Source organism: Ureibacillus galli (assembly GCF_014836845.1).
Classification (GTDB): Bacteria; Bacillota; Bacilli; order Bacillales_A; family Planococcaceae; genus Ureibacillus; species Ureibacillus galli.
Map to the genome: position 1 here is coordinate 13,747 of NZ_JACSQA010000034.1, position 22,920 is coordinate 36,666.

The 22,920-nt window shown below is 35.3% G+C and carries 21 protein-coding genes, 4 pseudogenes and 2 other annotated features; of the genes and pseudogenes, 19 read left to right on the forward strand and 6 right to left on the reverse strand.

The window, feature by feature from the left end:
- The first annotated feature begins 74 nt into the window (after window positions 1–74).
- The 3 genes from H9636_RS16470 (at window position 75) to H9636_RS16480 (ending at window position 3,684) form a co-directional block, all read left to right on the forward strand.
- Complete coding sequence (locus tag H9636_RS16470) at window positions 75–1,370, forward strand: MFS transporter (protein WP_191708670.1); 1,296 nt, start codon at window positions 75–77, stop codon at window positions 1,368–1,370.
- Between the two features lie 539 nt (window positions 1,371–1,909).
- Entirely contained in the window at window positions 1,910–2,578 is a 669-nt protein-coding gene (locus H9636_RS16475) for a CPBP family intramembrane glutamic endopeptidase (RefSeq protein WP_191708672.1), read from the forward strand.
- 254 nt (window positions 2,579–2,832) lie between these two features.
- Window positions 2,833–3,684, forward strand: a complete 852-nt coding sequence (locus H9636_RS16480; RefSeq protein WP_191708673.1) for a metallophosphoesterase family protein — start codon at window positions 2,833–2,835, stop codon at window positions 3,682–3,684.
- A 62-nt stretch (window positions 3,685–3,746) separates the two neighbouring features.
- On the opposite strand, the gene H9636_RS16485 is transcribed toward H9636_RS16480, so the two are convergent.
- The 5 genes and pseudogenes from H9636_RS16485 to H9636_RS16505 all read right to left on the reverse strand — a co-directional run bounded on the left by H9636_RS16485 (window position 3,747) and on the right by H9636_RS16505 (window position 7,429).
- On the reverse strand, window positions 3,747–4,373 hold the full coding sequence (locus H9636_RS16485; RefSeq protein ID WP_191708674.1) for a GntR family transcriptional regulator: 627 nt from the start codon (window positions 4,371–4,373) through the stop codon (window positions 3,747–3,749).
- Between the two features lie 95 nt (window positions 4,374–4,468).
- Window positions 4,469–5,583: pseudogene (gene solA, locus H9636_RS16490) on the reverse strand (N-methyl-L-tryptophan oxidase).
- Window positions 5,584–5,711: 128 nt separating this feature from the next.
- Window positions 5,712–6,197: a DUF4188 domain-containing protein gene (locus tag H9636_RS16495; protein ID WP_191708676.1), complete on the reverse strand. Its 486-nt coding sequence runs from the start codon at window positions 6,195–6,197 to the stop codon at window positions 5,712–5,714.
- Window positions 6,197–6,757 (reverse strand): PadR family transcriptional regulator, encoded by a 561-nt coding sequence (locus H9636_RS16500; RefSeq protein ID WP_191708677.1) that lies wholly within the window; start codon window positions 6,755–6,757, stop codon window positions 6,197–6,199. The genes H9636_RS16495 and H9636_RS16500 overlap by 1 nt, the downstream gene beginning before the upstream one ends.
- A 138-nt stretch (window positions 6,758–6,895) precedes the next feature.
- A complete protein-coding gene (locus tag H9636_RS16505) occupies window positions 6,896–7,429 on the reverse strand; it encodes an SF0329 family protein (protein WP_191708678.1) in 534 nt (177 codons plus the stop codon).
- Between the two features lie 164 nt (window positions 7,430–7,593).
- On the opposite strand from H9636_RS16505, the gene H9636_RS16510 reads away from it, so the two are divergent.
- The 8 genes and pseudogenes from H9636_RS16510 to H9636_RS16545 all read left to right on the forward strand — a co-directional run bounded on the left by H9636_RS16510 (window position 7,594) and on the right by H9636_RS16545 (window position 13,859).
- Window positions 7,594–8,373: an isocitrate lyase/PEP mutase family protein gene (locus tag H9636_RS16510; protein ID WP_191708679.1), complete on the forward strand. Its 780-nt coding sequence runs from the start codon at window positions 7,594–7,596 to the stop codon at window positions 8,371–8,373.
- A gap of 14 nt (window positions 8,374–8,387) precedes the next feature.
- Window positions 8,388–8,959, forward strand: a pseudogene (locus H9636_RS16515) (bifunctional transcriptional activator/DNA repair enzyme AdaA).
- Window positions 8,955–9,859 (forward strand): annotated as a pseudogene (locus H9636_RS16520) (DNA-3-methyladenine glycosylase family protein). Before H9636_RS16515 ends, H9636_RS16520 begins: the two co-directional pseudogenes overlap by 5 nt.
- Window positions 9,846–10,346 carry a methylated-DNA--[protein]-cysteine S-methyltransferase gene (locus tag H9636_RS16525; protein ID WP_191708680.1) on the forward strand — a complete coding sequence of 167 codons (501 nt, stop codon included), beginning with the start codon at window positions 9,846–9,848 and terminating at the stop codon, window positions 10,344–10,346. The pseudogene H9636_RS16520 and the gene H9636_RS16525 overlap by 14 nt, the downstream one beginning before the upstream one ends.
- 105 nt (window positions 10,347–10,451) lie before the next feature.
- A complete protein-coding gene (locus H9636_RS16530) occupies window positions 10,452–10,739 on the forward strand; it encodes a hypothetical protein (RefSeq protein ID WP_191708681.1) in 288 nt (95 codons plus the stop codon).
- Between the two features lie 319 nt (window positions 10,740–11,058).
- Window positions 11,059–11,313, forward strand: a binding site (T-box leader).
- A gap of 90 nt (window positions 11,314–11,403) precedes the next feature.
- On the forward strand, window positions 11,404–12,750 hold the full coding sequence (locus H9636_RS16535) for an amino acid permease (RefSeq protein WP_225230298.1): 1,347 nt from the start codon (window positions 11,404–11,406) through the stop codon (window positions 12,748–12,750).
- Between the two features lie 81 nt (window positions 12,751–12,831).
- The gene (locus H9636_RS16540) at window positions 12,832–13,239 is read left to right on the forward strand and encodes an NUDIX hydrolase (protein ID WP_191708683.1); all 408 of its coding nucleotides are present in this window, start codon (window positions 12,832–12,834) and stop codon (window positions 13,237–13,239) included.
- Window positions 13,240–13,319: 80 nt separating this feature from the next.
- Complete coding sequence (locus tag H9636_RS16545) at window positions 13,320–13,859, forward strand: MOSC domain-containing protein (RefSeq protein ID WP_191708684.1); 540 nt, start codon at window positions 13,320–13,322, stop codon at window positions 13,857–13,859.
- A 257-nt stretch (window positions 13,860–14,116) separates the two neighbouring features.
- Here the strand turns inward: H9636_RS16545 and H9636_RS16550 are convergent, their stop codons facing one another.
- Entirely contained in the window at window positions 14,117–14,722 is a 606-nt protein-coding gene (locus tag H9636_RS16550) for a membrane lipoprotein lipid attachment site-containing protein (protein WP_191708685.1), read from the reverse strand.
- Window positions 14,723–14,894: 172 nt separating this feature from the next.
- Window positions 14,895–15,135: a binding site (T-box leader), on the forward strand.
- Between the two features lie 67 nt (window positions 15,136–15,202).
- On the opposite strand from H9636_RS16550, the gene H9636_RS16555 reads away from it, so the two are divergent.
- The 8 genes and pseudogenes from H9636_RS16555 (at window position 15,203) to H9636_RS16590 (ending at window position 22,516) form a co-directional block, all read left to right on the forward strand.
- Entirely contained in the window at window positions 15,203–16,432 is a 1,230-nt protein-coding gene (locus H9636_RS16555) for an MFS transporter (protein WP_191708686.1), read from the forward strand.
- A gap of 265 nt (window positions 16,433–16,697) precedes the next feature.
- The gene (locus H9636_RS16560; protein ID WP_191708687.1) at window positions 16,698–18,041 is read left to right on the forward strand and encodes an alkaline phosphatase; all 1,344 of its coding nucleotides are present in this window, start codon (window positions 16,698–16,700) and stop codon (window positions 18,039–18,041) included.
- Between the two features lie 173 nt (window positions 18,042–18,214).
- Window positions 18,215–19,198, forward strand: coding sequence for a ketoacyl-ACP synthase III (locus H9636_RS16565; protein WP_191708688.1), 984 nt, complete (start codon window positions 18,215–18,217; stop codon window positions 19,196–19,198).
- A gap of 128 nt (window positions 19,199–19,326) precedes the next feature.
- Window positions 19,327–19,665, forward strand: a complete 339-nt coding sequence (locus tag H9636_RS16570; protein ID WP_191708689.1) for a n-acetylglutamate synthase — start codon at window positions 19,327–19,329, stop codon at window positions 19,663–19,665.
- Between the two features lie 92 nt (window positions 19,666–19,757).
- Window positions 19,758–19,952, forward strand: a complete 195-nt coding sequence (locus tag H9636_RS16575; protein WP_404817769.1) for a DUF6366 family protein — start codon at window positions 19,758–19,760, stop codon at window positions 19,950–19,952.
- Between the two features lie 1,010 nt (window positions 19,953–20,962).
- Window positions 20,963–21,109 (forward strand): annotated as a pseudogene (locus tag H9636_RS16580) (CPCC family cysteine-rich protein); the annotation flags it as partial.
- A 24-nt stretch (window positions 21,110–21,133) separates the two neighbouring features.
- Complete coding sequence (gene lepB / locus H9636_RS16585; protein ID WP_191708691.1) at window positions 21,134–21,706, forward strand: signal peptidase I; 573 nt, start codon at window positions 21,134–21,136, stop codon at window positions 21,704–21,706.
- Between the two features lie 135 nt (window positions 21,707–21,841).
- The gene (locus H9636_RS16590; protein ID WP_191708692.1) at window positions 21,842–22,516 is read left to right on the forward strand and encodes a serine/threonine protein kinase; all 675 of its coding nucleotides are present in this window, start codon (window positions 21,842–21,844) and stop codon (window positions 22,514–22,516) included.
- Window positions 22,517–22,920 lie beyond the last annotated feature (404 nt).

A 22,920-nucleotide genomic window follows, 5' to 3' on the forward strand; every position in this document is an offset into this window, starting at 1 on the left:
TTGTGCGTGTTATGATAATTCAAATCTTGTTGAAAGCCTAATAGAATGGGGTTTTTAGAAAGGCAGGTAGGAATATGGTACAAAAAGATTGGGTAGAATCGTTGGAAGTACAAACCGCTACGCAGAAAAGCTACATTATTTCTCAAGAAAAACAAAAAGCGTTATATAAGCGTACATTAATCGTGGTAAGTGTTTCACAAGTTTTTGGTGGTGCAGGATTAGCTGCTGGAGTGACTGTAGGGGGACTTCTTGCACAGCAAATGCTTGGTACAGAAGCCTTTGCCGGACTTCCTTCAGCGTTATTTACTTTAGGGTCAGCAGGAGCAGCTTTACTCGTTGGGAGACTTTCCCAAGCGTCTGGACGTCGTATAGGTCTGGCAACAGGCTTTATGATTGGTGGACTTGGAGCGATAGGGGTTATTATTGCAGCAATTATCAATAGCGTTTTGTTATTATTCCTATCTTTACTTGTTTATGGTTCAGGAACTGCAACTAATTTACAAGCTCGGTATGCAGGGACGGATTTAGCAAATAGTAATCAGAGAGCGACTGCAATTAGTCTTACGATGGTTTTTACAACATTTGGTGCAGTTGCTGGTCCGAATTTAGTAAATGTAATGGGCGATATTGCTCTTTCTATTAACGTTCCAGCACTTGCTGGACCATTCATTTTAGCGGCAGTAGCGTATATCTTAGCAGGTATTGTTCTTTTCGTTATGCTTCGGCCAGATCCGTTACTAATAGCAAGAACAATAGAAGAATCAAACAAAGAACATAATGAGAAAATACATTCAGCTCATACTGAGCAAGTAGAAAATAAAAGAGGCATCATTGTAGGTGCGACAATTATGGTTCTTACTCAAGTTGTAATGGTAGCAATTATGACAATGACACCAGTTCATATGCGACATCATGGACATAGCGTCGGTGAAGTAGGTCTTGTTATTGGTTTTCATATAGGTGCCATGTATCTCCCTTCACTAGTTACCGGTGTCCTTGTTGACAAATTGGGCCGTACTGCGATGGCGATTGCTTCTGGAATTACGTTGCTTCTGGCGGGTTTAACAGCAGCATTTGCTCCAGGAGATTCCATAGTTTTCCTAGTGATTGCACTTTCTTTGCTCGGATTAGGATGGAATTTTGGTTTGATAAGTGGGACTGCACTTATTGTTGATTCAACTACAACTTCTACAAGAGCAAAAACACAAGGTGCGTTGGATGTTTTCGTTGCGTTGTCAGGAGCTGCTGGTGGAGCCTTGTCAGGAGTGGTTATGGCAGGTTCAAGTTATCTAACTTTATCATTTATTGGCGGGATTCTCTCCTTATTATTAATTCCGATTATGATATGGTCTCGTAGAGGTCAACATTAGAAAGAATGTTTATAAAAGCCCTGTTTTATGGGAATATCCTGTTTTGTATTGGATCAAGGAGATAAAGTTGTTGAAAAGTGATTCGACCCCTAAACGTAGGTAGAATTCCGAATCGTAAGTACTAAGTTTATTTAAAAAACAGGCACATTTCTTGAATAGTATAAAAAGGACTAATATTACAAGAATGGAACGTTATCTAAAACATATATTTACCTTGCTTTTTAACAATCCGGCACTATCCTTTAAATTAGGAAAGTGCTTTTTTCGATTTAAGGTGCTGGCTGCTGAGGAGAGGAATAGAATTTCACTTCGCAGAATATCCTCCCAATATCTATACTTTTATTTCACATATAATTGAATAAAATTTCGATAGAAAAACAATACATACTGGAGAATGACGCTTTTCATAGGAAAAGCGTCATTCTTCATGATAGGGCTATATTTTTGAATAACGCTAAGTCATTAAATTGGATATTTATGTTAAAATAAAGGTTGTAAAGGATTGCATTAAAAGTAACTAGGAGTATTCTTGAAAAAGAATGGGGGAGTTACAAATAGATTTAAAAATAAATAAATCTTATATTTGGATTTACTTCATCATATTTTATGTCCTGTGGAGTGTAAGAGAACTATGGATAGTTCAATATTTAGATTTGATGGATTCTGTTCCAAGAGCAATAACATCTGCCATCATAAAAATCGTTATCTGGATCATTCCAGTTATATTAATGGCTAAAATTATAGAAAAAAGTAACCCAACTTCCTATTTAGGATTACGTTCAAATTTTAAAAAAAGTTTCAAATGGATTTGCTGGGTATTCTTAGTCTTCATATTCTATGCCATTTTAAATATTACTGTTTTAGATAATAATATCGATTTTCATATAGGGTTTGACGAATGGCTGAATGTTTTTCTATTAGTTGGAATCACTGAGGAAATTGTTTTTAGAGGGTTTATATTAAAAAAACTTATGGATTCTTTTAGATTTTGGATAGCTAATACAATTACATCATTCCTTTTTGTATCGATTCATTTTCCTATTTGGATTCATAAAGGTTTATTTTTATTTCCGGATATTCTAATTACCTCCATTAACATCTTTGTGTTAAGTGCTATATTTGGATATATCTATAAGAAAACTAGTTCCATTTGGTCAGTAATTATTATTCATTCTTTCTATAATTTGTTAGTGTTGATCTTCTACTGATTCAAACCGAGAAACAAAAATAGAACAATCGTAGATATAAAGAAACTTACTAGGAGTTTAAAATGAATGACAACAATCGGACGGTATTGTGACATACATAAACTACTATACTTTTAACCCCCTTCTTTTTTAGAACGGGGTTCTGCGTGTTTGAGTTTTAAATTATCATCACTTTATTATCATTAACATCTATTGTACTGTCACAATATTCGGATAGAATATCAACTTTTCATCGTATTGGAGGGAAAAAATATATGAAACATAGAATTGCATTATTGGCAGATGTCCATGGAAATACAACGGCTTTAGAAGCGGTTGTTGAAGATACGAAGCAAGAAGGTGTCACTGATTACTGGTTTTTAGGAGATTTAATCATGCCTGGGCCAGGGGCAAACGAGTTATTTGACATATTAAATTGCTTTAACATTACTACTTACGTCAAAGGAAATTGGGAAGATAGCTTCCTTGATATACTTAATAAAAAAATTGATTTTGATAACGCGACCGATATTTATGTTTCTCGGTTAGCTCAGTATCAATGTGAGCATTTAGCTGAACATCATATTCAACTTATTAAAAATTTACCATTACATGTCACAAAACAAGTAAATCATCTATCCATCAGTATTAGTCATCATTTGCAAAATAAAAGTTATGGTGGGGATTTATGGCCAACTAACTTTCAGGAAAATTTTGATCAGTTATTTGACCAGGATTATGATATTGCCATTTATGCTCATACCCATCACCAATTGTTACGCTATAGTAGCAACGATCAATTAATCATTAACCCTGGAACAATTGGACAACCGTTTTATAAATGGGACAATTTACATTCCGACCAACGTGCCCAATATGCCATTCTTGAAATAGATGATAACGGGATTGCAGAAGTAAAATTTAAAAAAGTCTCCTATGATATCGAAAAAGAATTGAAAAACGCCATACATAAGGAACTTCCTTATATTGAGTTATATCGGGAACTACTCGAAACAGGAAAAGCGAACACCCATAATTTAGAACGATTGCAACAACTAAACGATACATACTATTACAAAGATGAAATCATTGCATTTTTTGAGAAGAACTATTGGAGTAAAAAATAAAACCAAGAAAAATAACCTAACTATTTCGATCGACGACAATAGTTAGGTTGTGTTTCGTATATTTATTTACCATTTACCGTTGATAGCTCTTCCAGGGTGAAGTCTCGGTCATTTCTTAAATGATTTGCCATCAATTCACCGGCAAGTTCTTCATTTCGTTCCTCAATTGCTTTATAAATCTCTTCGTGCTCATCCAGTAATTGTGGACGTTTATAAATGTCCAGCTTTAAACTAAATAAATAGAACACCGTACGGACTTTTTCCAATATTTCAATCATTTTTGGATTACGGCATTCTTCGGCAATTAAATCATGGAAGCGTTGATTGGCATTATAAATATTTTTTGACTGTGCTTTTCGAGATTCTTTTAACGTGTTTTTTAGTTCTTTCAATGTTTCTGGCGTCATATGTTTTGCTGCTTTTTTTGCTGCAAAGCTTTCTATCATAATACGCATCTCATATATGTTGATCAAATCTTCAACGGTAGGATTATAAATATGCTTGTCTTTAATTAATCCCTCTTGCTCGAGTCGTCGAATCGCTTCACGAATCGGTGTACGACTAACACCAATTTCATCGGCAAGTCGTTCTTCTACGACTTTCATACCAGCTTTATAAGTGCCGTCTAACATACGATCCCGAATGTATTCATAGGCATATTTTTGAGCGCTTTTTTTATCTGAAACCATAATATTACGGCCCCCCGAAAATTTTTTACCACTCTTATTATACTTTAAAAGTTTCCCTTTTTGATGGATTTATAAGAGGAATCTACTTCCATTTCCTAATAGATTCCCTTTTCGTCATGTTTTGTAAATCGATTCAATGAAAAGGGGGATAAATCGATATCATATTGACCAGAAAGAATTAATTGACTTAATGCTTGTCCAACGGCACTACTAAATTTAAATCCGTGTCCAGAGAAACCTGCTGCGATGGCCACGTTGGAGTAGTTAGGATGTAGATCGATGATAAAATCCTCATCAGGAGTAAGTGTATACATGCACGTTTTTCCATATTGTAATTGACTGACTTTAGGCATGTATTGATGTAAAAAATGAATTAAATCTCCTTTATCTGATGGATTTGATCTCCGCCATCATGTCGACCTACCTTTAATCCGGCACCATCAATACTTGGAAAACCATAATATTGTCCATTTGGTGTTTCAAAAGTAAAGGCAGGGAAATGTTCTTGGTTATAAATTTTTTCATCCGCATGAAACCAAGCAAACGTTTTTCTCACTGGGGAGAGGGGAAGCTCTACATCTAACATTGAAAGAAGGCTTCCTGACCATGCACCTGCTGAAACGGCTAATGCATCCGAGTAAAAGGTCTGATTGTCGGTCTTTATCGTTACTCTGTCATCCTTAATCGAAATGTCTTTTACTCTACTATTTGTTAGGATCGTTGCACCATTTAATTCGGCGAGCTCTTGGTAAGCTTTAATACTTTCTTCGCATTTTAGCACGCCAGATGTTGGTTCGAAGCAGCCAATAAAATTATTCGGTAGTGTTATACCAGGCCAGCGATTATGTACTTCGATTGAAGGAAGAATATGTAATGGTAATGAATATTTTTTTGCACTCGAAATCGTATTTTGGATAAAATCGGAATGTTCCTCCCCAACATTTAAAACACCTGTCTGGAGAAATAATTGCTTCCCAGTTGCTCTTTCTAAGTCATTCCATAATTCCTGTGCTCTAAGGACAAAGGGAACATATTCTTCACCTTCACCATAAGCGTATCGAATAATTCTAGTTTCCCCGTGATGACTCCCTTTATTATGGGGTGGGGTAAAGGCATCTAATAACAAAGTCTTTTTCCCACTTTTCGATAAAAAATAACCCGCTGCCATACCCATTGAACCTGCACCAATTATAATGACATCATAATTCATCCCATCACATCCTCCATTCATTGTTCTTGTGACACAAATTATAATCGAGTACTGGATTGTATACAATGTTGGAAAAATAATTGTTTCTATCAAAGGGAAAAACCTTCAACCGAATAGATTGAAGGTTTCTAACGTAACTTTTGTAAGTGCAGCCGGTCTCGCGCGGTATTCCGCTTTGCCGTAACGGGAATTGGGTTGAATACTTTCCCTAAACCATAGGCAGGCATATTGCCATAAAAAGCTTCATAATGTCCTGATTTTAGTTGGTAGGTCTCATGATAAATTCCAACTGCATCATTATTGCCGACCTTTTGGTTAAAATTTTTCCATGCGGTTAAATGTTTTTCTGATTTTGCGTAAGCAAGAAGGTCATTCATAGACCGCCAATATTGAATCATGACGGTCGTTCTTAATCCAAAATAGCTTTCCATCGATAAAAATCCTAATTCCTCTTTATGGGAGTAAAGTTCTTTAATCATTCCAGGCATCGAGTTAAATACAGGCAACCATTTATGAATGGCTAGGCGTTTATTTATGCGCATGCCAATGATAAACACAACGATATCCTCCGTATTTTCCGTCGTATAACGTCCAGTAAAAATTTCTTTCCCCATTAGGATTCCTCCTTAGTTATAAACTTCTCAAGGGTCACATCACACCAGTCTATTGCAGCTCTCGTAACTTTCTTTCCATAGTCTAAAGTAAATAACCAATACATTGAATCCATATCATTTTCGTCTGCACAATCGATTATAGCCTGTTCAATCGATTGATATGTTTCCATGCGCGTTTGTAATTTTTGTTTGTAATTTTCAAGGAGGGAGATGGTCGTTTCACTGGTTTGGAATCGTCCAAAAAATAATTTTAGTAGGATCTCATTACGTTCGGCGGGAAGTTGTTCAATCGGATTTTCTAACCAATTTCTTAAAGTTTCAATTCCTTTTGGAGTTAAGGTGTATTCGTTTTTATCTGGTTTACCGGAAGTTGTAGCAGTATGAACTTCCGCTAAACCTTCTTGTACGATGAATTTTAATGTTGGATAAATCTGTCCGTAACTAATCTTCCAGAAATGATTAAGACTCCGGTCGATAAATTGTTTAATTGAATAGCCAGAGCGGCAATCCGTCGTTAAAATTCCTAAAATGGCGTAAGTTGTTTCATTATAACCTTTCACTCGATAACCACCTATCTAAAAGATATATATATCATTTAGATATATAATAAACAAAATGAAAAAGAAAGGCAAGTTTTAATTTTCAGAATAAAATTGAGTTCAAAGCAAAGAAAAAAGTGGGGTAGTATCCCCACTTTTTTATGTAGTAATATTTAGCTTTTCCGCTTCGCAACGAAGTTTATAAAACTCTTGAACGAGTTCATGTTCCGTTAAAATCGAATCTTTCATTTTAAGTAAGGTTCTCTTTCCTACACGACGATCTAATAGACACAGTATTTTTATTAATATATCTGTTGATTTTAATGAGTTTTCAATAGATGAGTTAAAGTATTCTTCTAATGCAAAGAAAAAGTCATACTGACCATAAATGCCTTCTTTTTTTAATTGTTGATGAGCCTCATCTTGAATTGAAATATTTTTACCTACATCATCGAAATCAAAATCATCTAAATCTCTTCTAATATCCCACTCTTTGTAATATTCCGCCCGCTCTGCTGTAATCGTGCACATACTAAGTTTTTCTATTTTATCGACAGTAATAACCGCTCTACCTAATTGATCATGGGCTCTTCGATAATTAATCACTTGAAAATCAACTCTTGAACGTAAAGCATCACAAACAAAACTTTTCAAATGTTTCTTTGCTTTACTCCATTTAGGGCTATATAACAAATAACTACCTCCATAGAAAATCCTTTATTTAGTTCCATTATAGATTCTATTTCCATTTTTAAACAACCACTTTTCAGCTAGACCATAACAGCAAGAATGAGGACGAAATAGAGGCGCATTCCTTGTTAAAATGGGACCATTCCCATTATAGGAGGAGTAAAATTATGAACAAAATTCAAGAGTTCAATGAAATGCACTTTTCATCAGACATATTATTTTTAGGAAACGCCTGGGATGTTTTATCTGCATTACTTCTTGAAAAAGCAGGCTTTAAAGCAATTGGTACAACAAGTTGGGGAATTGCCCATTCTTTCGGATTAAAAGATGGGGAAATGATTGATTTTAACCAGCATTTAGCAGTGATTAAAACCATTGTAGACAATGTGCATGTTCCTGTAACTGCGGATATTGAAGCAGGGTATGGAGAAGATATAGAAACCATTGTGCAAAATGTGTTAAAGGTTGCAGATCTCGGTGTTGTTGGGATCAATATTGAGGATTCATTGAAAAAACAAAATGGTTTAAAAAAGATTTCAGAGCATCGTGAACTACTGAGTGCCATTCGATCGGCGTTAGACAATAGAGGTTATCATCACTTTTATATAAACGCGAGAACGGATACGTACTTTCTAATAGATAATCCGCTTTCTGAAACGATTGAACGCGCAAAGGTTTATGTAGAAAGTGGAGCAAGTGGAATTTTTGTTCCAGGCTTAAAGGAAGAGGATGAAATTAGGGAGATTACGACAAATATAAATGCACCATTAAATTTATTATCTTTACCTGAATTAACGAATTGTAATAAGCTTAAAGAACTAGGAGTAAAACGTTTTAGTTTTGGCAATGCCCTGTATGATAATGTGTTTGATTATTTAGAAAATAGAACGAGTGAATTAGTAACGTTAAAGGATACGTCTCTTTTGTATCGAAACGAGCATGAATGAAGAAGAGGTGAAACATGGTGACGAGTATTCATCTATCATTTGAAGAGATGTGGGAAAAAATCATTGCCTGTGATCGGAAGTATGATGGTCTATTTTTTACGGCTGTGAAAACAACGAAAATTTATTGTCGTCCTTCTTGCAGGTCAAGAAACCGAAGAAGGTTAATGTGGAATTTTACCATGATATTAATGAAGTTGAAAACGCTGGTTACCGTCCTTGTAAAAGGTGTCAACCGGAAGTAGTGCACTCTCCACATATCGAAACCGTTCGAGCAATTATAACGTTTTTAGTAAATCACTATAAACAACCGATTGGATTAAAGGATATAGCAGAGCAAGTAGGGTTGAGTCCGTTCTATTTGGAACGATTATTTAAACAAGAAACGAATGAGACACCCCGTACGTATTTAGAAAAAATACGTATTGATAAAGCGGCTTATTTATTGAAAAATACTAACTTAACAAATTTAGAAATCTGTTACGAAGTTGGATTCCAAAGTCCTTCTAATTTCTATAAAGTATTTCGAGCTTTAAAAAACTGTTCACCGAGTGAATATCGAAAGGAACTTCTCTATGAAATGGATTGATGCTGAATTTACTATCGAGTTATATCCACCAACGGATTTTTATTTTGACGAATGTCTCATTTTTTTAGGTAGGTCTGACCAGGAAATTCTTCATCAAATAAACGGGGAAGCGGTCTATAAATTAATCAAAGTCTATGATGAATTGGTTTTATGTAAAATCAGTTTCAGTGACGGCGCCATAAAGGTAGAATTTCCGATGACCGTTCCATCTAAGTTTGCCCGTGAAAAAATAGGGGAGTTTGTTTCAGAATGGTTTGATTTAGACAAAGATTTAGAAGGCTTTTACCAAATGGCTAACAACGACAAAATTTTAAAAAATGTTGTGTCAACATATAAGGGCTTACGGATCATTGGGATTCCCGATTTATTCGAAGCCCTCGTTTGGGCCGTTATCGGTCAGCAAATTAATTTAACCTTTGCGTACACATTAAAGAAACGTTTTGTGGAGCAATTTGGAGAATGTTTAACCTATGAAGGTAAGCAGTATTGGTTATTTCCATCCTATGAAAAAATCGCTGCTTTAAATGTGGACGATTTAAAGAAATTGCAATTTACGACGAGGAAGGCTGAATATACGATTGGCATTGCAAAAATGATGACAGAAGGGGAATTATCTAAGGAACAACTGCTTCAGAAAATGGAACTCCCACAAATCGAAACAGCATTAAGAGAAATAAGAGGAATTGGAGCATGGACAGCCCATTATGTCATGATGAAATGCTTACGAGATCCATCCGCATTCCCAATTTCAGATGTCGGGCTTCATAACGCTTTAAAAGAGCAATTAGGCTTGGAGCGGAAACCGACATCGAAGAAATAGAAGGCTATGCGGCAGGCTGGGCAGGTTGGCAAGCCTATGCAACCTTTTATCTTTGGAGGTCAATATATGACAACGTATAAAGTACATTATGCATCACCCATTGGAGTCATCGAAATCATTGGAACGGAACAAGCGGTTCAATCCATTTTATTTGTTGAAAAGGAGAGCAGCGAGGAATGGGGACAAGCAAAAACACCTACTCCTTTAATCGATTGTTTTAACCAACTTGATGAATATTTTCGAGGTATTCGCCAACAGTTTACTTTCCCATATGAGTTAAAGGGAACGGATTTTCAAAGAGAAGTATGGAGTGCGTTAACAGAAATCCCATATGCCAAAACCCAATCTTATAAAGAGCTTGCCGTGACGATAGGAAACGAAAAAGCGATTCGCGCAGTCGGTAGTGCCAACGGTAAAAACAAATTAAGTATCGTTATTCCTTGTCATCGAGTCATTGGTTCGAACGGAACATTAACCGGTTATGCAGGTGGTCTATGGAGAAAAGAATGGCTACTTGAACATGAAAAAACAATGGCAGCCAAGAAGATAGAAAGTGGGCGGAAATAAATGTTTGTCAAAATATACGAATACCATATTCAAAAGGATTAAGTGGAGAAAAATGCAAGACTGAAAACGTTTTAGAAACTATAAAACTTTAAATGAGGCATTGAAATGAAAAAAATATTGATTTTATTAATTTTAATATTAGGTATTGCTGCATTTCTATTTTATAAAAATGTACCCATCATGACAGCTGCAAGAGAAAATGATGTTTGGGATTTCTTTGTAGAAAAGGACTTCAAAGACTCTAAATATTTACAAGGTGTACTTTCTCAAAAAAATAAAAACGATGAGATCACTGTAAACTATTTAAATATCCTAGATAAACAGAATGACACCACTATAATTGCTTATGATGCAGATGATATAAAAAATGCAGATATTGAAGGGTATAGGTGAATTTCAAACCCTTCTACTTAGAATCCCCCCTAGGTAATAAAGTTGAAAAAGAAAGTCCTTACACGTTAGAGATTACTTATACAATAAAGAACGAAACTTATACAGATAAAATTTAATTCAAATAAAAAAGTAGCCAGTTGGCTTCATTTTTAATTTAGATAGAACTTAAAATTTCAGTATTATCTAATCAATAAGATTATTCACAACGATAGATCAATGATCCTATTTTTTTATTGAAAATAAGACTATATTGACAAATTGAAATTAATCTATAAAATAATAAACAATTCGAAAAATATTTGCAAAATGAAATATAAGAACAAAGGCTATGAAGAGAAATAGTAGCAATCATGTTAACAGACAGAAAGTGACCGGTTGATGAGAGGTGCATGTTGAACAATTGTGAATTCATCTTGGAGCTGTGTACTGAAAAGGGTTTCCTTAGTAGGCTACACCGGTTTGGCATCCGTCATTATGTGCTAAAGTATCGTCGGAAATGACCGTACTTACGAAGATAAGCAATGTGAGTTGCTTATGAATTAAAGGTGGTAACACGAGTTGAATCGTCCTTTTGGTTAATCCAAAAGGGCGTTTTTTTTTATTCCTTTGTTTTTATCTAACTTGCAATATGAGAATATCAGTACTATTTAAGGAGGAATGCATTTTGAGCGAAAATAAAAAGCTTCAAAGAGGTTTAAGCAACCGACATATCCAATTAATTGCCCTTGGTGGTTCCATTGGAGTTGGCTTGTTTTATGGTTCTAGTGCAACCATTCAAATGGCGGGACCATCGATTTTACTTGCCTATTTAGTAGGTGGATTAGTTATCTTCACCATTATGAGGGCACTAGGAGAAATGGCTGTAGAGGAACCTGTATCGGGTTCATTTAGTACATATGCCAATCGCTATTTAGGTCCTTTTGCAGGCTATTTAACAGGATGGACTTATTGGTTTATGTGGATCGTCGTTGGAATGGCCGAAATAACGGTAGTCGGTGTGTATGTGAATTATTGGTTCCCAGATATTCCCCAATGGGTAACAGCCCTTGCAGTTCTCATTCTCATTACAATCGTAAACCTTGCGAATGTAAAAGCTTTCGGAGAATTTGAGTTTTGGTTTGCGATGATTAAAGTAGTCGCTATTATTGGAATGATTATTCTCGGATTAGGCATTATTTTCTTTGGCATTGGAAACGAAGGTCAGCCAATTGGTTTTGATAATTTATGGTCCCATGGCGGTTTCGTACCAAATGGTTTTGAGGGCATATTAATGTCCCTAGTACTTGTGATGTTTTCCTTTGGTGGTGTTGAGTTAGTCGGGATTACAGCAGGGGAGGCAAAGGATCCTCAAAAATCGATTCCTTCCGCTATTAATAATGTTGTTTGGAGAATATTAATCTTCTACATCGGTGCATTAGGCATCATGATGATTTTATATCCGTGGGATGAAGTTGGATCCAACGGAAGTCCTTTTGTATTAATCTTTGATAATGTCGGTATTCCTGGAGCTGCCCATATTATTAATTTCGTTGTCATAACAGCAGCATTATCAGCGTTTAATAGTGGCTTGTTCGGTTCTGGAAGAATGCTTTACAATTTATCATTACAAAATAATGGACCAAAGATTTTTAAAACCCTTAGTAAAAATGGTAGTCCGAGACGGGGGATACTATTCTCCTCATTGTTTTTATTAGTAGCCGTTGTTTTAAATTATATTGTTCCTGAAAAAGTATTTTTATATATTTCTGCAGTGGCAACAGTAGCGGTGATTACGAGCTGGACGATTATTCTAATTACACAATTAAAATTTAGAAAATCAAAAACGAAAAGGGAAGCGGAAAAAATTAAATTTAAAGTACCGTTTTATCCACTTTCAACTTATTTAGCCCTTATGTTCTTAGCCCTTGTCATTGTTTTAATGGCCTTTATTCCGGATATGCGCATTGCATTATTTGTAGCACCTGTTTGGTTCTTCATTCTTTATATTGGCTATAAGATGAAAATCAAGTAACGGATAATTTGTTAGAGAGGGAATCATGAACCTTTTATTGAATAATGAAGAAGCGTATTTTTCATAGGAGGTTCACTTTAGATGGCTACACCAAAACATATTATTTCGGCTGCAACGATTGTCTTAAATGATGATAATGAGATTTTATTGATTAAAGGTCCACGTAGAGGCTGGGAAATGCCAGGTGGTCAAGTAGAAGAAGGGGAATCTTTGAAGGACGCCGCCATTCGAGAAACGAAAGAAGAATCCGGCATTGATATTGAAATTACGAAGTTTTGTGGCATCTTTCAAAATGTTAAAGGGTGTATATGCAATACATTATTTTTAGGTAAACCTATCGGGGGAGTGCCAACTACCAGTTCTGAAAGTTTAGAAGTAGGTTATTTTCCGATCCATCAAGCATTAGAAATGGTCACTTGGAAAAACTTCAGCCAAAGAATCGAATACTGCTTAAATGATGACCTTCAACCTTTTTACATTGAATTTTAACCTTTAAAAGGAATCATTTACACTTTTATTGAATAATGAACAAGTATGGTGTTTAAAAAAGTTGAGGAGGGTTAGGTTCAATGTACGGAAAGGTTTTAGCGGTCAGTTTAAGTAGTAAGCATACCTTTAGTAAAGAAAATCAAGAGCGTATCCAGTTGGTAAAAGGGTTAGGGGTGGAAGGTGATGCCCACTCGGGTTCTACGGTGAAACATCGCTCGAGGGTTGCCCAAGATCCTAACCAACCAAATTTAAGACAAGTGCATTTAATTCAAAGCGAGTTGTTTGAAGAGTTAAAAGACGATTTTACGGTAGAACCTGGTCAAATGGGTGAAAATATTACAACCGTGGGCATCAATCTGCTCGAACTACCTACTGATACAAAATTATACATAGGGGAGAAGGCTATTGTTCAAGTAACGGGATTACGTAATCCGTGTGCTCAAATTGATAACTTTAAACCCGGTTTGTTAAAAGTGGTCGTAGAGAAGGATGCCGATGGAAATATCATACGAAAAGCAGGAATTATGGGTATTGTTTTGGAAAGCGGTGAAGTAAAACCGGGAGATGCCATCCGAGTTGAATATCCTTCGAAGCCATATAAAAAACTCGAACGGGTATAGGCTCAACCAATCACACGATTTGCCATGAAAAAATATACGCAAGACGCTACATTAAGTAGAATAAAACAACGCTGCATCCTATTTAATAGTTTGCAGCGTTTTATCGTTTTATTTGGAAGGTTGACAACCTATATTACCTTCGCCTTTTTCAAGTGCTGATTTTAATATTAAGAAAATAAGATTAGAATTATTTAGAGACTTCAAAAAAAAACAGCGGAAATAGTTATTCCGCTGTCTAAAGTATGAATCCTTATTGCTTATTCCGTTTCTATATCTTCTAAATCATCTGGATATACCATTTCATCAAGTACTTCATCAGTTGCTTCATCTTTTACCGAAACGGTTACTTTATAATCATCTGGATTTGCTCCATCATAAAGTTGGTACATCGCACCAGAGATACCTAAGCCAAGTGCTACAAATCCATCCATACTATTTTCATAAGCTGCTTTATCAACTACTACAGTAAAGTCCGTGAACTTATCGTTATGGGCAATATCTTTAATCGATGCATAGTCTCCACTTGTTTTCATTTCTTCGATAGATTCTTTAATCGATGTTTCTATTTCGTTCATCAATTCTTTATGTTTCGATTTTGACATTTTAAGAGTAACGGAACCGTCATCATTTTTTGTCACCTTATCGATACCATCAGCTTCAGCATCTGCAATCATCGTATCAATATCTTCTTCTCCCTCAAACATAGAAGCAGGTAACGTTACTTCAACATTTAATAGACCTTTGTCTACATTAAGGCTTTCTTCTTTCGTTTCTTCATTAGCTTTTGTATCTTGCTTATCGTCCGAACAAGCAGTTAATAAAGCAATCATTAATAAAAATAGTATGTATGAAATCTTTTTCATCATATGTCCTCCTTGGGCGTTTATAAAACTATCGAAATAGTCCGATTACTATTATACAGTTGTTTTAGCTTATTCTTAGATTTCTAAAAATTTGAAATAATGTCATGATGTAGTGGTGAATAAAAATACGGTTTACATAGCGTATGAATCCTTGTAGTATAGGACTAATAATGAAAAAGCGATGAAGAGAAGAGTAGATAAATGATTTCTTTTCAGAGAGCTCCTGAATGGTGAGAATGGAGTAAGAAAGATTTATTGAAGCAAGCCTCTGAGTATCATATCGTAATTTAAAGGTAGATATGGCGGGAGCTCCCGTTATCGAGCTAGGGTATAAAACATGTACCTAATAAGGTTAATATGGCGACATATTAATAAACTGGGGTGGCACTGCGATTAAAAATCTCGTCCCCAAGACTTTACATTGTAGAGTCTTGGGAACGGGATTTTTTTATTTTTAATCATAAAAAGGGGGATAAAGAAATGAACTTAAAGAAAATGGAATCTTGGAAATATCCGTCTATCTTATTATTTGGTATTGGTGTTTCAAACATTGGAGATTGGATTTATTTTCTTTCTCTAAATTTAATCGTTCTAAATATGACAGATTCTCCACTTGCTGTGTCCATATTGTATATCATCAAACCTTTCGCTACTTTATGTACAAATTTCTGGGCAGGAAGTATGATTGATCGATTGAATAAAAGAAAATTAATGGTTTTCTTAGATGTATTCAGAGCGTTACTAATCGCTTTATTACCGTTCTTTTCGTCTATTACGCTCCTATACATGTTCGTTTTTCTTCTAAATATGGCGAGTTCCATATTTGGCCCAACATCCATGACATACATTACAAAATTAATTTCACCCGAAAAACGAAAGCAATTTAATTCTCTTCATAGTTTAGTAACATCGGGTGCTTTCTTAATTGGTCCCGCTATTGCAGGATTCTTATTTTTAGTCGGAACTCCAACATTAGCGATTTATATTAATGCCATCGCATTATTTCTATCAGGGATTATTACATTATTTATGCCAGACTTAGAAAAGGATAGTATAAACACTTCAACTGATAACATGATCACGCTAGAGACAATGAAAAGGGATTGGTCCGTTGTTATCGATTTCAGTCGTCAATTTCGCTACATAATGACTATTTATATTTTATTTAGTTCGGTCATGATGATTATGGCCAGCGCTGTCGATTCCCTTGAGGCAGCGTTTGCAAAAGAAGTGTTATTGCTATCCGACGGACAGTACGGATTTTTAGTTTCAATTGCAGGGGCAGGGATTATGATTGGAGCGATGGTGAACGCATTAATTGTAAAAAAGGTTCAACTATCTGTATTAATCGGTATGGGCCCTCTGCTTGTATCAATTGGTTATGTGATTTATGCTTTTTCAAATTCCTTTTCAGTAGCTGCAGTTGGCTTCTTTTTCCTCGCTTTTTTTAATGCCTTTGCAAATACTGGATTTCTAACGTTTTATCAAACGAATATACCGGTTGAAATAATGGGGAGAATCGGAAGTATTTATAATTTAATACAAGCGTTGATGATCATTCTGATGACAAGCGTGATGGGGGTGATGGCACAAGTACTATCAATTCAGTTTGTTGTCATTATAGGTGTTTTCATCATGTTAGTAGTTTCGATCATTTTGTGCCTATTTAGCCTACATCCTTCCAAAAGGGAAGTAAGAGTTAAAGAATAATTGAAAAACCCTCTTTCTAATAAGTTTCTATTGTAAACTTTGTAAATAGAAACATTGATAATTTCTTGGAAGTTTCCAATAGATTCATCGAAAATATCATCTAAATAGGATGATAGAATTAAAATTAAATTATTTTAAAAATTTTCCATAGGTATTTTGACTAAAATTTTGTCATTGAACATTTACAACCGATTCATTCCCAATTAATACAGAACACGTAATCTACTAACGTAATATAAATCATATTTTTTAAGGAGAGGTTTTCATGTTTAAAAAAGTTGGTCTAATTGCGTTAAGTACAGGACTTGTTCTATCAGGAGTAGGTTTAAGTACTGCCGATGCTGCAAAAAAAGATGCTTCCCAAGGGAAACAAAATGGAAATAAAGCAGTGGAAAATGTTATTTATATGATTCCAGACGGATTCGGTGCAAATCACGCTGCCAATTACCGTATTTTCAAAGGGGAAGAAGCTGTATGGGATACCCACATTAAAGGAATGTACACTACTTTTTCTGCCAATGCGGATATTACAGATTCAGCTGCTGCAGGTACAGCGATGTCGACTGGTTTTAAAACAAACAATGGTGTCATTGGGTTAAATCCAGAAGGAAATAAGCTAAAAACGATTCTGGAAGCATCAGAAGAAGCGGGTAAATCTTCAGGTTTAGTTGCCACGTCTACCATTACCCATGCAACGCCTGCTAGTTTTGCATCCCATGTAGAGCACCGTAGCAACGAAACTGAAATTGCTCGCCAATACATTCAAGAAAGTGATGTCGATGTGATTTTAGGTGGTGGTAAAAACAACTTCTTACCAGCTTCAGAAGGTGGTAAACAAGCAGAACTAAACTTAATCGATGAGGCACAAGAAAAAGGGTTCCAATTTGTTGAAAACCGTGACCAATTAAAAAATATTGAAAACGTTGATGTGGAAAAGGGAGAAAAATTACTTGGTTTATTCGCAGGTGAAGCCCTTGCGCCTGAATTTGACCGTGTTGATACGGAAGAACCTAGCTTAGCTGAAATGACAGAAACAGCCATTGATACTTTAAGCCAAGATAAAGATGGTTTCTTCTTAATGGTAGAAGGTAGCCAAATTGACTGGGCTGGTGAATCCAATGATGCGGCGTACGCAATGCATGAAACAAAAGCATTTGAAGAAGCAGTTCAAGAAGCGATTGAATTTGCAAAAGAAGATGGCAATACGTTAGTAGTTGTTGCTGGAGATCATGAAACGGGTGGTATGTCCGTCGGTTCATCTTCATCATCCAATACGACGGCTGATGTTCTAAATAATGTAACAGCTACCGGTGATTTTATGGCGAGTCAATTAAACGAAGATCGTTCGAATGTAAAAGAAGTGGTATTACAATACACTGGTATAGAATTAACAGATGCAGAAGTTACTACTGTTCAACAAGCAGAAGAAGCGAAATCAGCGATCAATAAAGTTATTAGTGAACGTGCAGGTATTGGTTGGACAAGATATGGTCACACTGCAGCACAAGTTCCTGTCTTTGCATTCGGTCCGAAATCAGATAAATTTGTAGGGTTCCACGATAATACCGACTTACCACAAATTATGAAGGATGCAATGAAACTTAAATAATTCTAATAGACCGTAAGCATAATAGATTGTAGGCGAAAACGATAGAAATCGGGATTGTCTACAGTCTTTTTTGTGAATAGGAAAAGAAAGGGGAATTTTTTTGCATTATAATTAGTACCAAGTCATAATAGTAAGTGTTAAAAAGATTTTAATCTAAAATGAGGTGAATTAGAATGGTGAAATCAAAAGCATGCATTACAGCGATAGGTTCATATGTTCCTGAAAAAAGATTGACAAATTTTGATTTAGAAAAAATGGTTGAAACGAGTGACGAATGGATTGTTCAACGTACGGGTATAAAGGAACGAAGAATAACGAGGGAAGATGAATTTACAAGCGATATCAGTTATAAAGCTGTTCAAAATTTAATGGAACGTTATGACAAAACGGTAGATGATGTGGATTTGATTATCGTTTGTACATTAACTCCTGATTACAAAACCCCAAGTGTGAGTTCAATGCTACAGGCAAAACTTGGTATTAAAAATACAGGGGCAATGGATTTAAATGTTGCTTGTGCAGGTTTTACTTACGGGTTATATGTAGCGAATGGTTTAATTACATCCGGCTTAAACAAAAAAGTTTTAGTTGTTGGCGCAGAAACCCTTTCGAAAATAACGGATTATACCGATAGAACAACTTGTATTCTTTTTGGTGACGGTGCAGGGGCTGTATTAGTTGAGTACGATGAACAAAATCCTAGTTTTATTTCGTCTCATCTCGGATCAGAGGGAGAGGGAGGCAAAAGTTTATACAGTACAAATTTGTCTAAACGAATGAATGAAGAGGATTTAACCGGGAATGGTTACATCGTTCAAAATGGGCGAGAAGTTTATAAATGGGCAGTTAAAACGGTTCCAAAAGGAATGCAATCTGTTATGGAAAAGGCGAATATGGCTTTGGAAGAGGTCGATTGGTTTGTTCCCCATAGTGCCAATTTAAGAATGATCGAATCCATTTGTGAGAAAAGTAGTTTCCCAATCGAACAAACATTGTACAGCTTAGTGGATTATGGTAATACTTCATCAGCTACCATTCCATTATCTTTAGATATGGCAGTGCGTGAAGGGAAAATTAAAAATGGACAAAAACTATTGCTATATGGTTTCGGTGGCGGCTTAGCCCATGCAGGACTGCTTATTACATGGACAATGTAGCCTAACAAATATTTTACGAGCATTTATCTAAATGGATAAATGCTTTTTTAAGCTATTACAGAAGGAGATAGCTATATTTTATTGAATATGTAATAAAAGTACGAAAAGGTTTCAATAGGGGGTAAAGCATGATTCATTATAATAATCGAACGTTTATTTCAACTGAAAATACGGCAAATGGGGAAGTCTCTTCAAAAACGACCTTTCATTACAAACAAGAGGGGAATATTATCTCTGCAACATATAGTGGGGGAGAAATCATTAAAGGTTTTTTAATTGGTATTGTAAATGAAGATGGTTCTTTAAAGTTTAATTATAACCACGTCAATGCGAAAAACGAAATTAGAGGAGGGAAATGTGTTTCCACCCCTGAAATTTTAGAGGATGGACGAATACGATTACATGAAAATTGGGAATGGCTCGATGCGGAAGACAGTAAAGGGAAATCAATTATAGAAGAAGTTTGATGTAAAGCTTCGATTTATATTTCACTGAAGTGCTTTGATCTTGGTAGGATTAAGGCCTTTTTTATTCGTGCCGATAAGGGGAGGTAATGAAAATGAGTAAAGAGACTCCGGAGCAAACTAGGGAACGACTTAGACAAGAAGAACGCAAAAGCAATCCTACGGGCAATATGAATGATGCCTTTAATAAAACTGGAACAGGAAGTTTTGCTGATTTAGGGTGGAAAGGTACAGGGATACTCATCCTTATCCTTTTATTCGTTTTAATCATAGCCTCCATTATGAAATAAGGGATCCCTATTTTAGGGACCCCTCTATATTTATACTTTAGGTTCACTTACATATTTGGAATGACTCGCTTTTTGAACGAAATTTACGAAGATGAAACCAAGTATTCCACCAACTATGTTACATAAAAGATAAATAATTTCCCTCATGTTAAAATGACGCATTACGAAACCAAACCACTCCAATAAAAGGCGAGAAATGTCTATCCCTAAGCAACATACAATGATTATTAAAATAGTTTTCTTTAAACTGTTCAAAGGGAAAAGGAACGTTAAATACATGCCAAGGGGAATGAACAGTAGGATAGAACTCCAAATGGATTTATTAATATACAAAGTGTCATAAATACCTAACCAGGCATTCGTTGAAATAAACGTACTCTGTATGTCATGTGGGTTTTGAGGTGGAAGGGTAATACCTCCGAATTTTACTTGAATAATACTAATGCAATAAAACAGAAAACTGTATAGGAGAATTCGTTTTACATGACTACTTTTTGTTTTCCTAAAGTAATCAAGACATATATCTAAAAAAATGAAAACAAGCAAAGCTAAAAATCCGAAAGGAACGATATTGTAGAGAATGTATGTCGAGCTCATCATCTGCCTCCTTATAATTGGTAATGGATGTATTTATTTTACATAATTTTACAATCCTAGGCAATGGATGCTATCTTTAAAATCAATCAATTCTTGAAATATGGAGAAGATATGTCAGGGGTGTAAAAATGATAAGGTGTTTCTTTTTAAGTTTCTCGGGAATTCTTTTATTTAGTATAACTTTTGAAGATATTGGTTTGTTTTGGAACTCAGTTCTTCATTTTATAGGTTGTATGATAGCCTATAGTGGCGTAAGGATCTTTTTAAGTAAAATAAATCAAAACAATTCTCATGATTTGCTTAAATAGCCTTCCCTCAATAGGGATGCATCTAAAAAAGAAGCATTCACGTTTATATATAGATTGAATGGAAGGTGTTTATCCAAAAGGGATGAACACCCTTTTTGTTGAAGTTATGAAGGGAGAGCAATTATCGCTTCTTTAAGACAAGCACAGAAAAATTTTATTGAATTTGGCGCTTGTGAAGAAAGATGTATTGAATTTGTTAGAAAGCCAAATAAACAAGACGAGAAAGACGTTCAATGGAAACGGTTAGTTTGAAAAAAGAACGAGGGGGTATGAAAGATGGGGAAAAGGATTGAAAAAAAAGAATCTTTGGAGTGGGGTAAAGCAGCATTGATTGCCTTTGTATGTGTATGGGGAATTCGATTTTTCCTTTTTACTCCAACGAAAGTTGAAGGTGCTTCCATGATGCCTACTTTTGAAGACGGCGATCGAGTAATCGTAAATAAAATTGGACCAAGATTAACAGAATATAACCGATTTGATGTCGTTGTATTTAAGGCAACAGAAGAGAAGAATTATATTAAACGAATTATCGGTCTCCCAGGCGATCAAATCACCTATAAAAACGATGTACTGTATATAAATGGCCAGAAATATGACGAACCCTATTTAGAACAGTATAAGGGATTGTTGAAAAATCATGGAACCTTAACGGAAGATTTTTCATTAGGGGAAAAATTGGGGGGAGAAGTGGTCCCAGAAGGTTACTTGTTTGTCTTAGGAGACAATCGAAGAAAAAGTATTGATAGTAGAGACCCTCATATTGGCTTTGTACCAATGGATAAAGTGGTAGGAACGGCCGATATGAAAGTTTGGCCACTCAATCATCTTGAGTTTATTAATAAACAGTAATAAAAAAGAATAACATATTGAAAGGTTTTTTCGTTTAATAAGATTCCTTTGTATTATGGTACGTATGATGCAGGTTCATTGAACGAGAAAGGATATAATGGATGCAACTTCAACGTTCATGAAGGGAGAGGTTATATGCAAGATAGTTGGGAAAAGGCGATGGACTCTCTTTCCAAGATTACGGTTTTATCAAATCCAAATAACGAGCCTGTAACGATTATTGGTGAAGCGGATGATTTAAAGTGTATTGGAATGGGTACGGATGCGGCTGTTTTTCAATCAGTAAACACCCCAGCTTTTGCATTAAAATTATATGCTAAGGACAAAAAAGAGAAAGTAAAAGTGGAAGCAAATGTTTATGGTAAATTGGGAGATTCACCATTTTTTCCAAAATGTTATGCGGCATATGAAGATTTTTTAGTAATTAGTTACGAGCAAGGAATTACCCTTTTTGACTGTGTTCTACAAGGGATTCACATTCCAGCACAAGTTGTAAATGATGTGGAGGAAGCGCGGGATTATGTGCGCTCTAAAGGATTGAACCCTCGGGATATCCATTTGAAAAATATATTACTCCAAAACGGTAGAGCGAAAATACTCGATGTGTCGGAATATATACTGCCCGGTAATGATTTCCGATGGGAGCATTTAAAAAAAGGATATGATCAGTACTATCATTTAATTGATGGGAATCCTGTACCGTTTTGGCTAGTCGAAACAGTTCGGAAATGGTATAACCAGCGGAATAAATATTTCTCCTCCTATGAGGATTTTACAAAAAAGGTGTTCAATTTTTTGTATAAAAAATAGGGGAGAAATGCTGTTTTATGTACATGGGATGCTCAAACTCCTAGTATTCATTTATTAATAGGGGCAGATTTTGAAAATGGTTGGAATAAAGTGAAAAGGTAGAGAATAGAGCTTCTGTATCTTTTCACTTTATTCTTTTTAGAAGGAACTTTAAGATGATGCTTAAAGTATTTGTTAATTGTATTAATAAGCGTTAATCCGGAACAGACCAATATAAATAATACCAATCTAAAAAAGTAATACGTGTTAATAAGGAAGTACTATTCAATTAAAATTACCACTCCAAAATATTTGGAGTGGCTTTTACTTTCTAAAATATTATTTTCAACAAAACCAGCTAATAGTTGTCAAGATTTTTCAATAAAAATATTAAAACCTACATGCTATACTAAAAAAAGGGTACA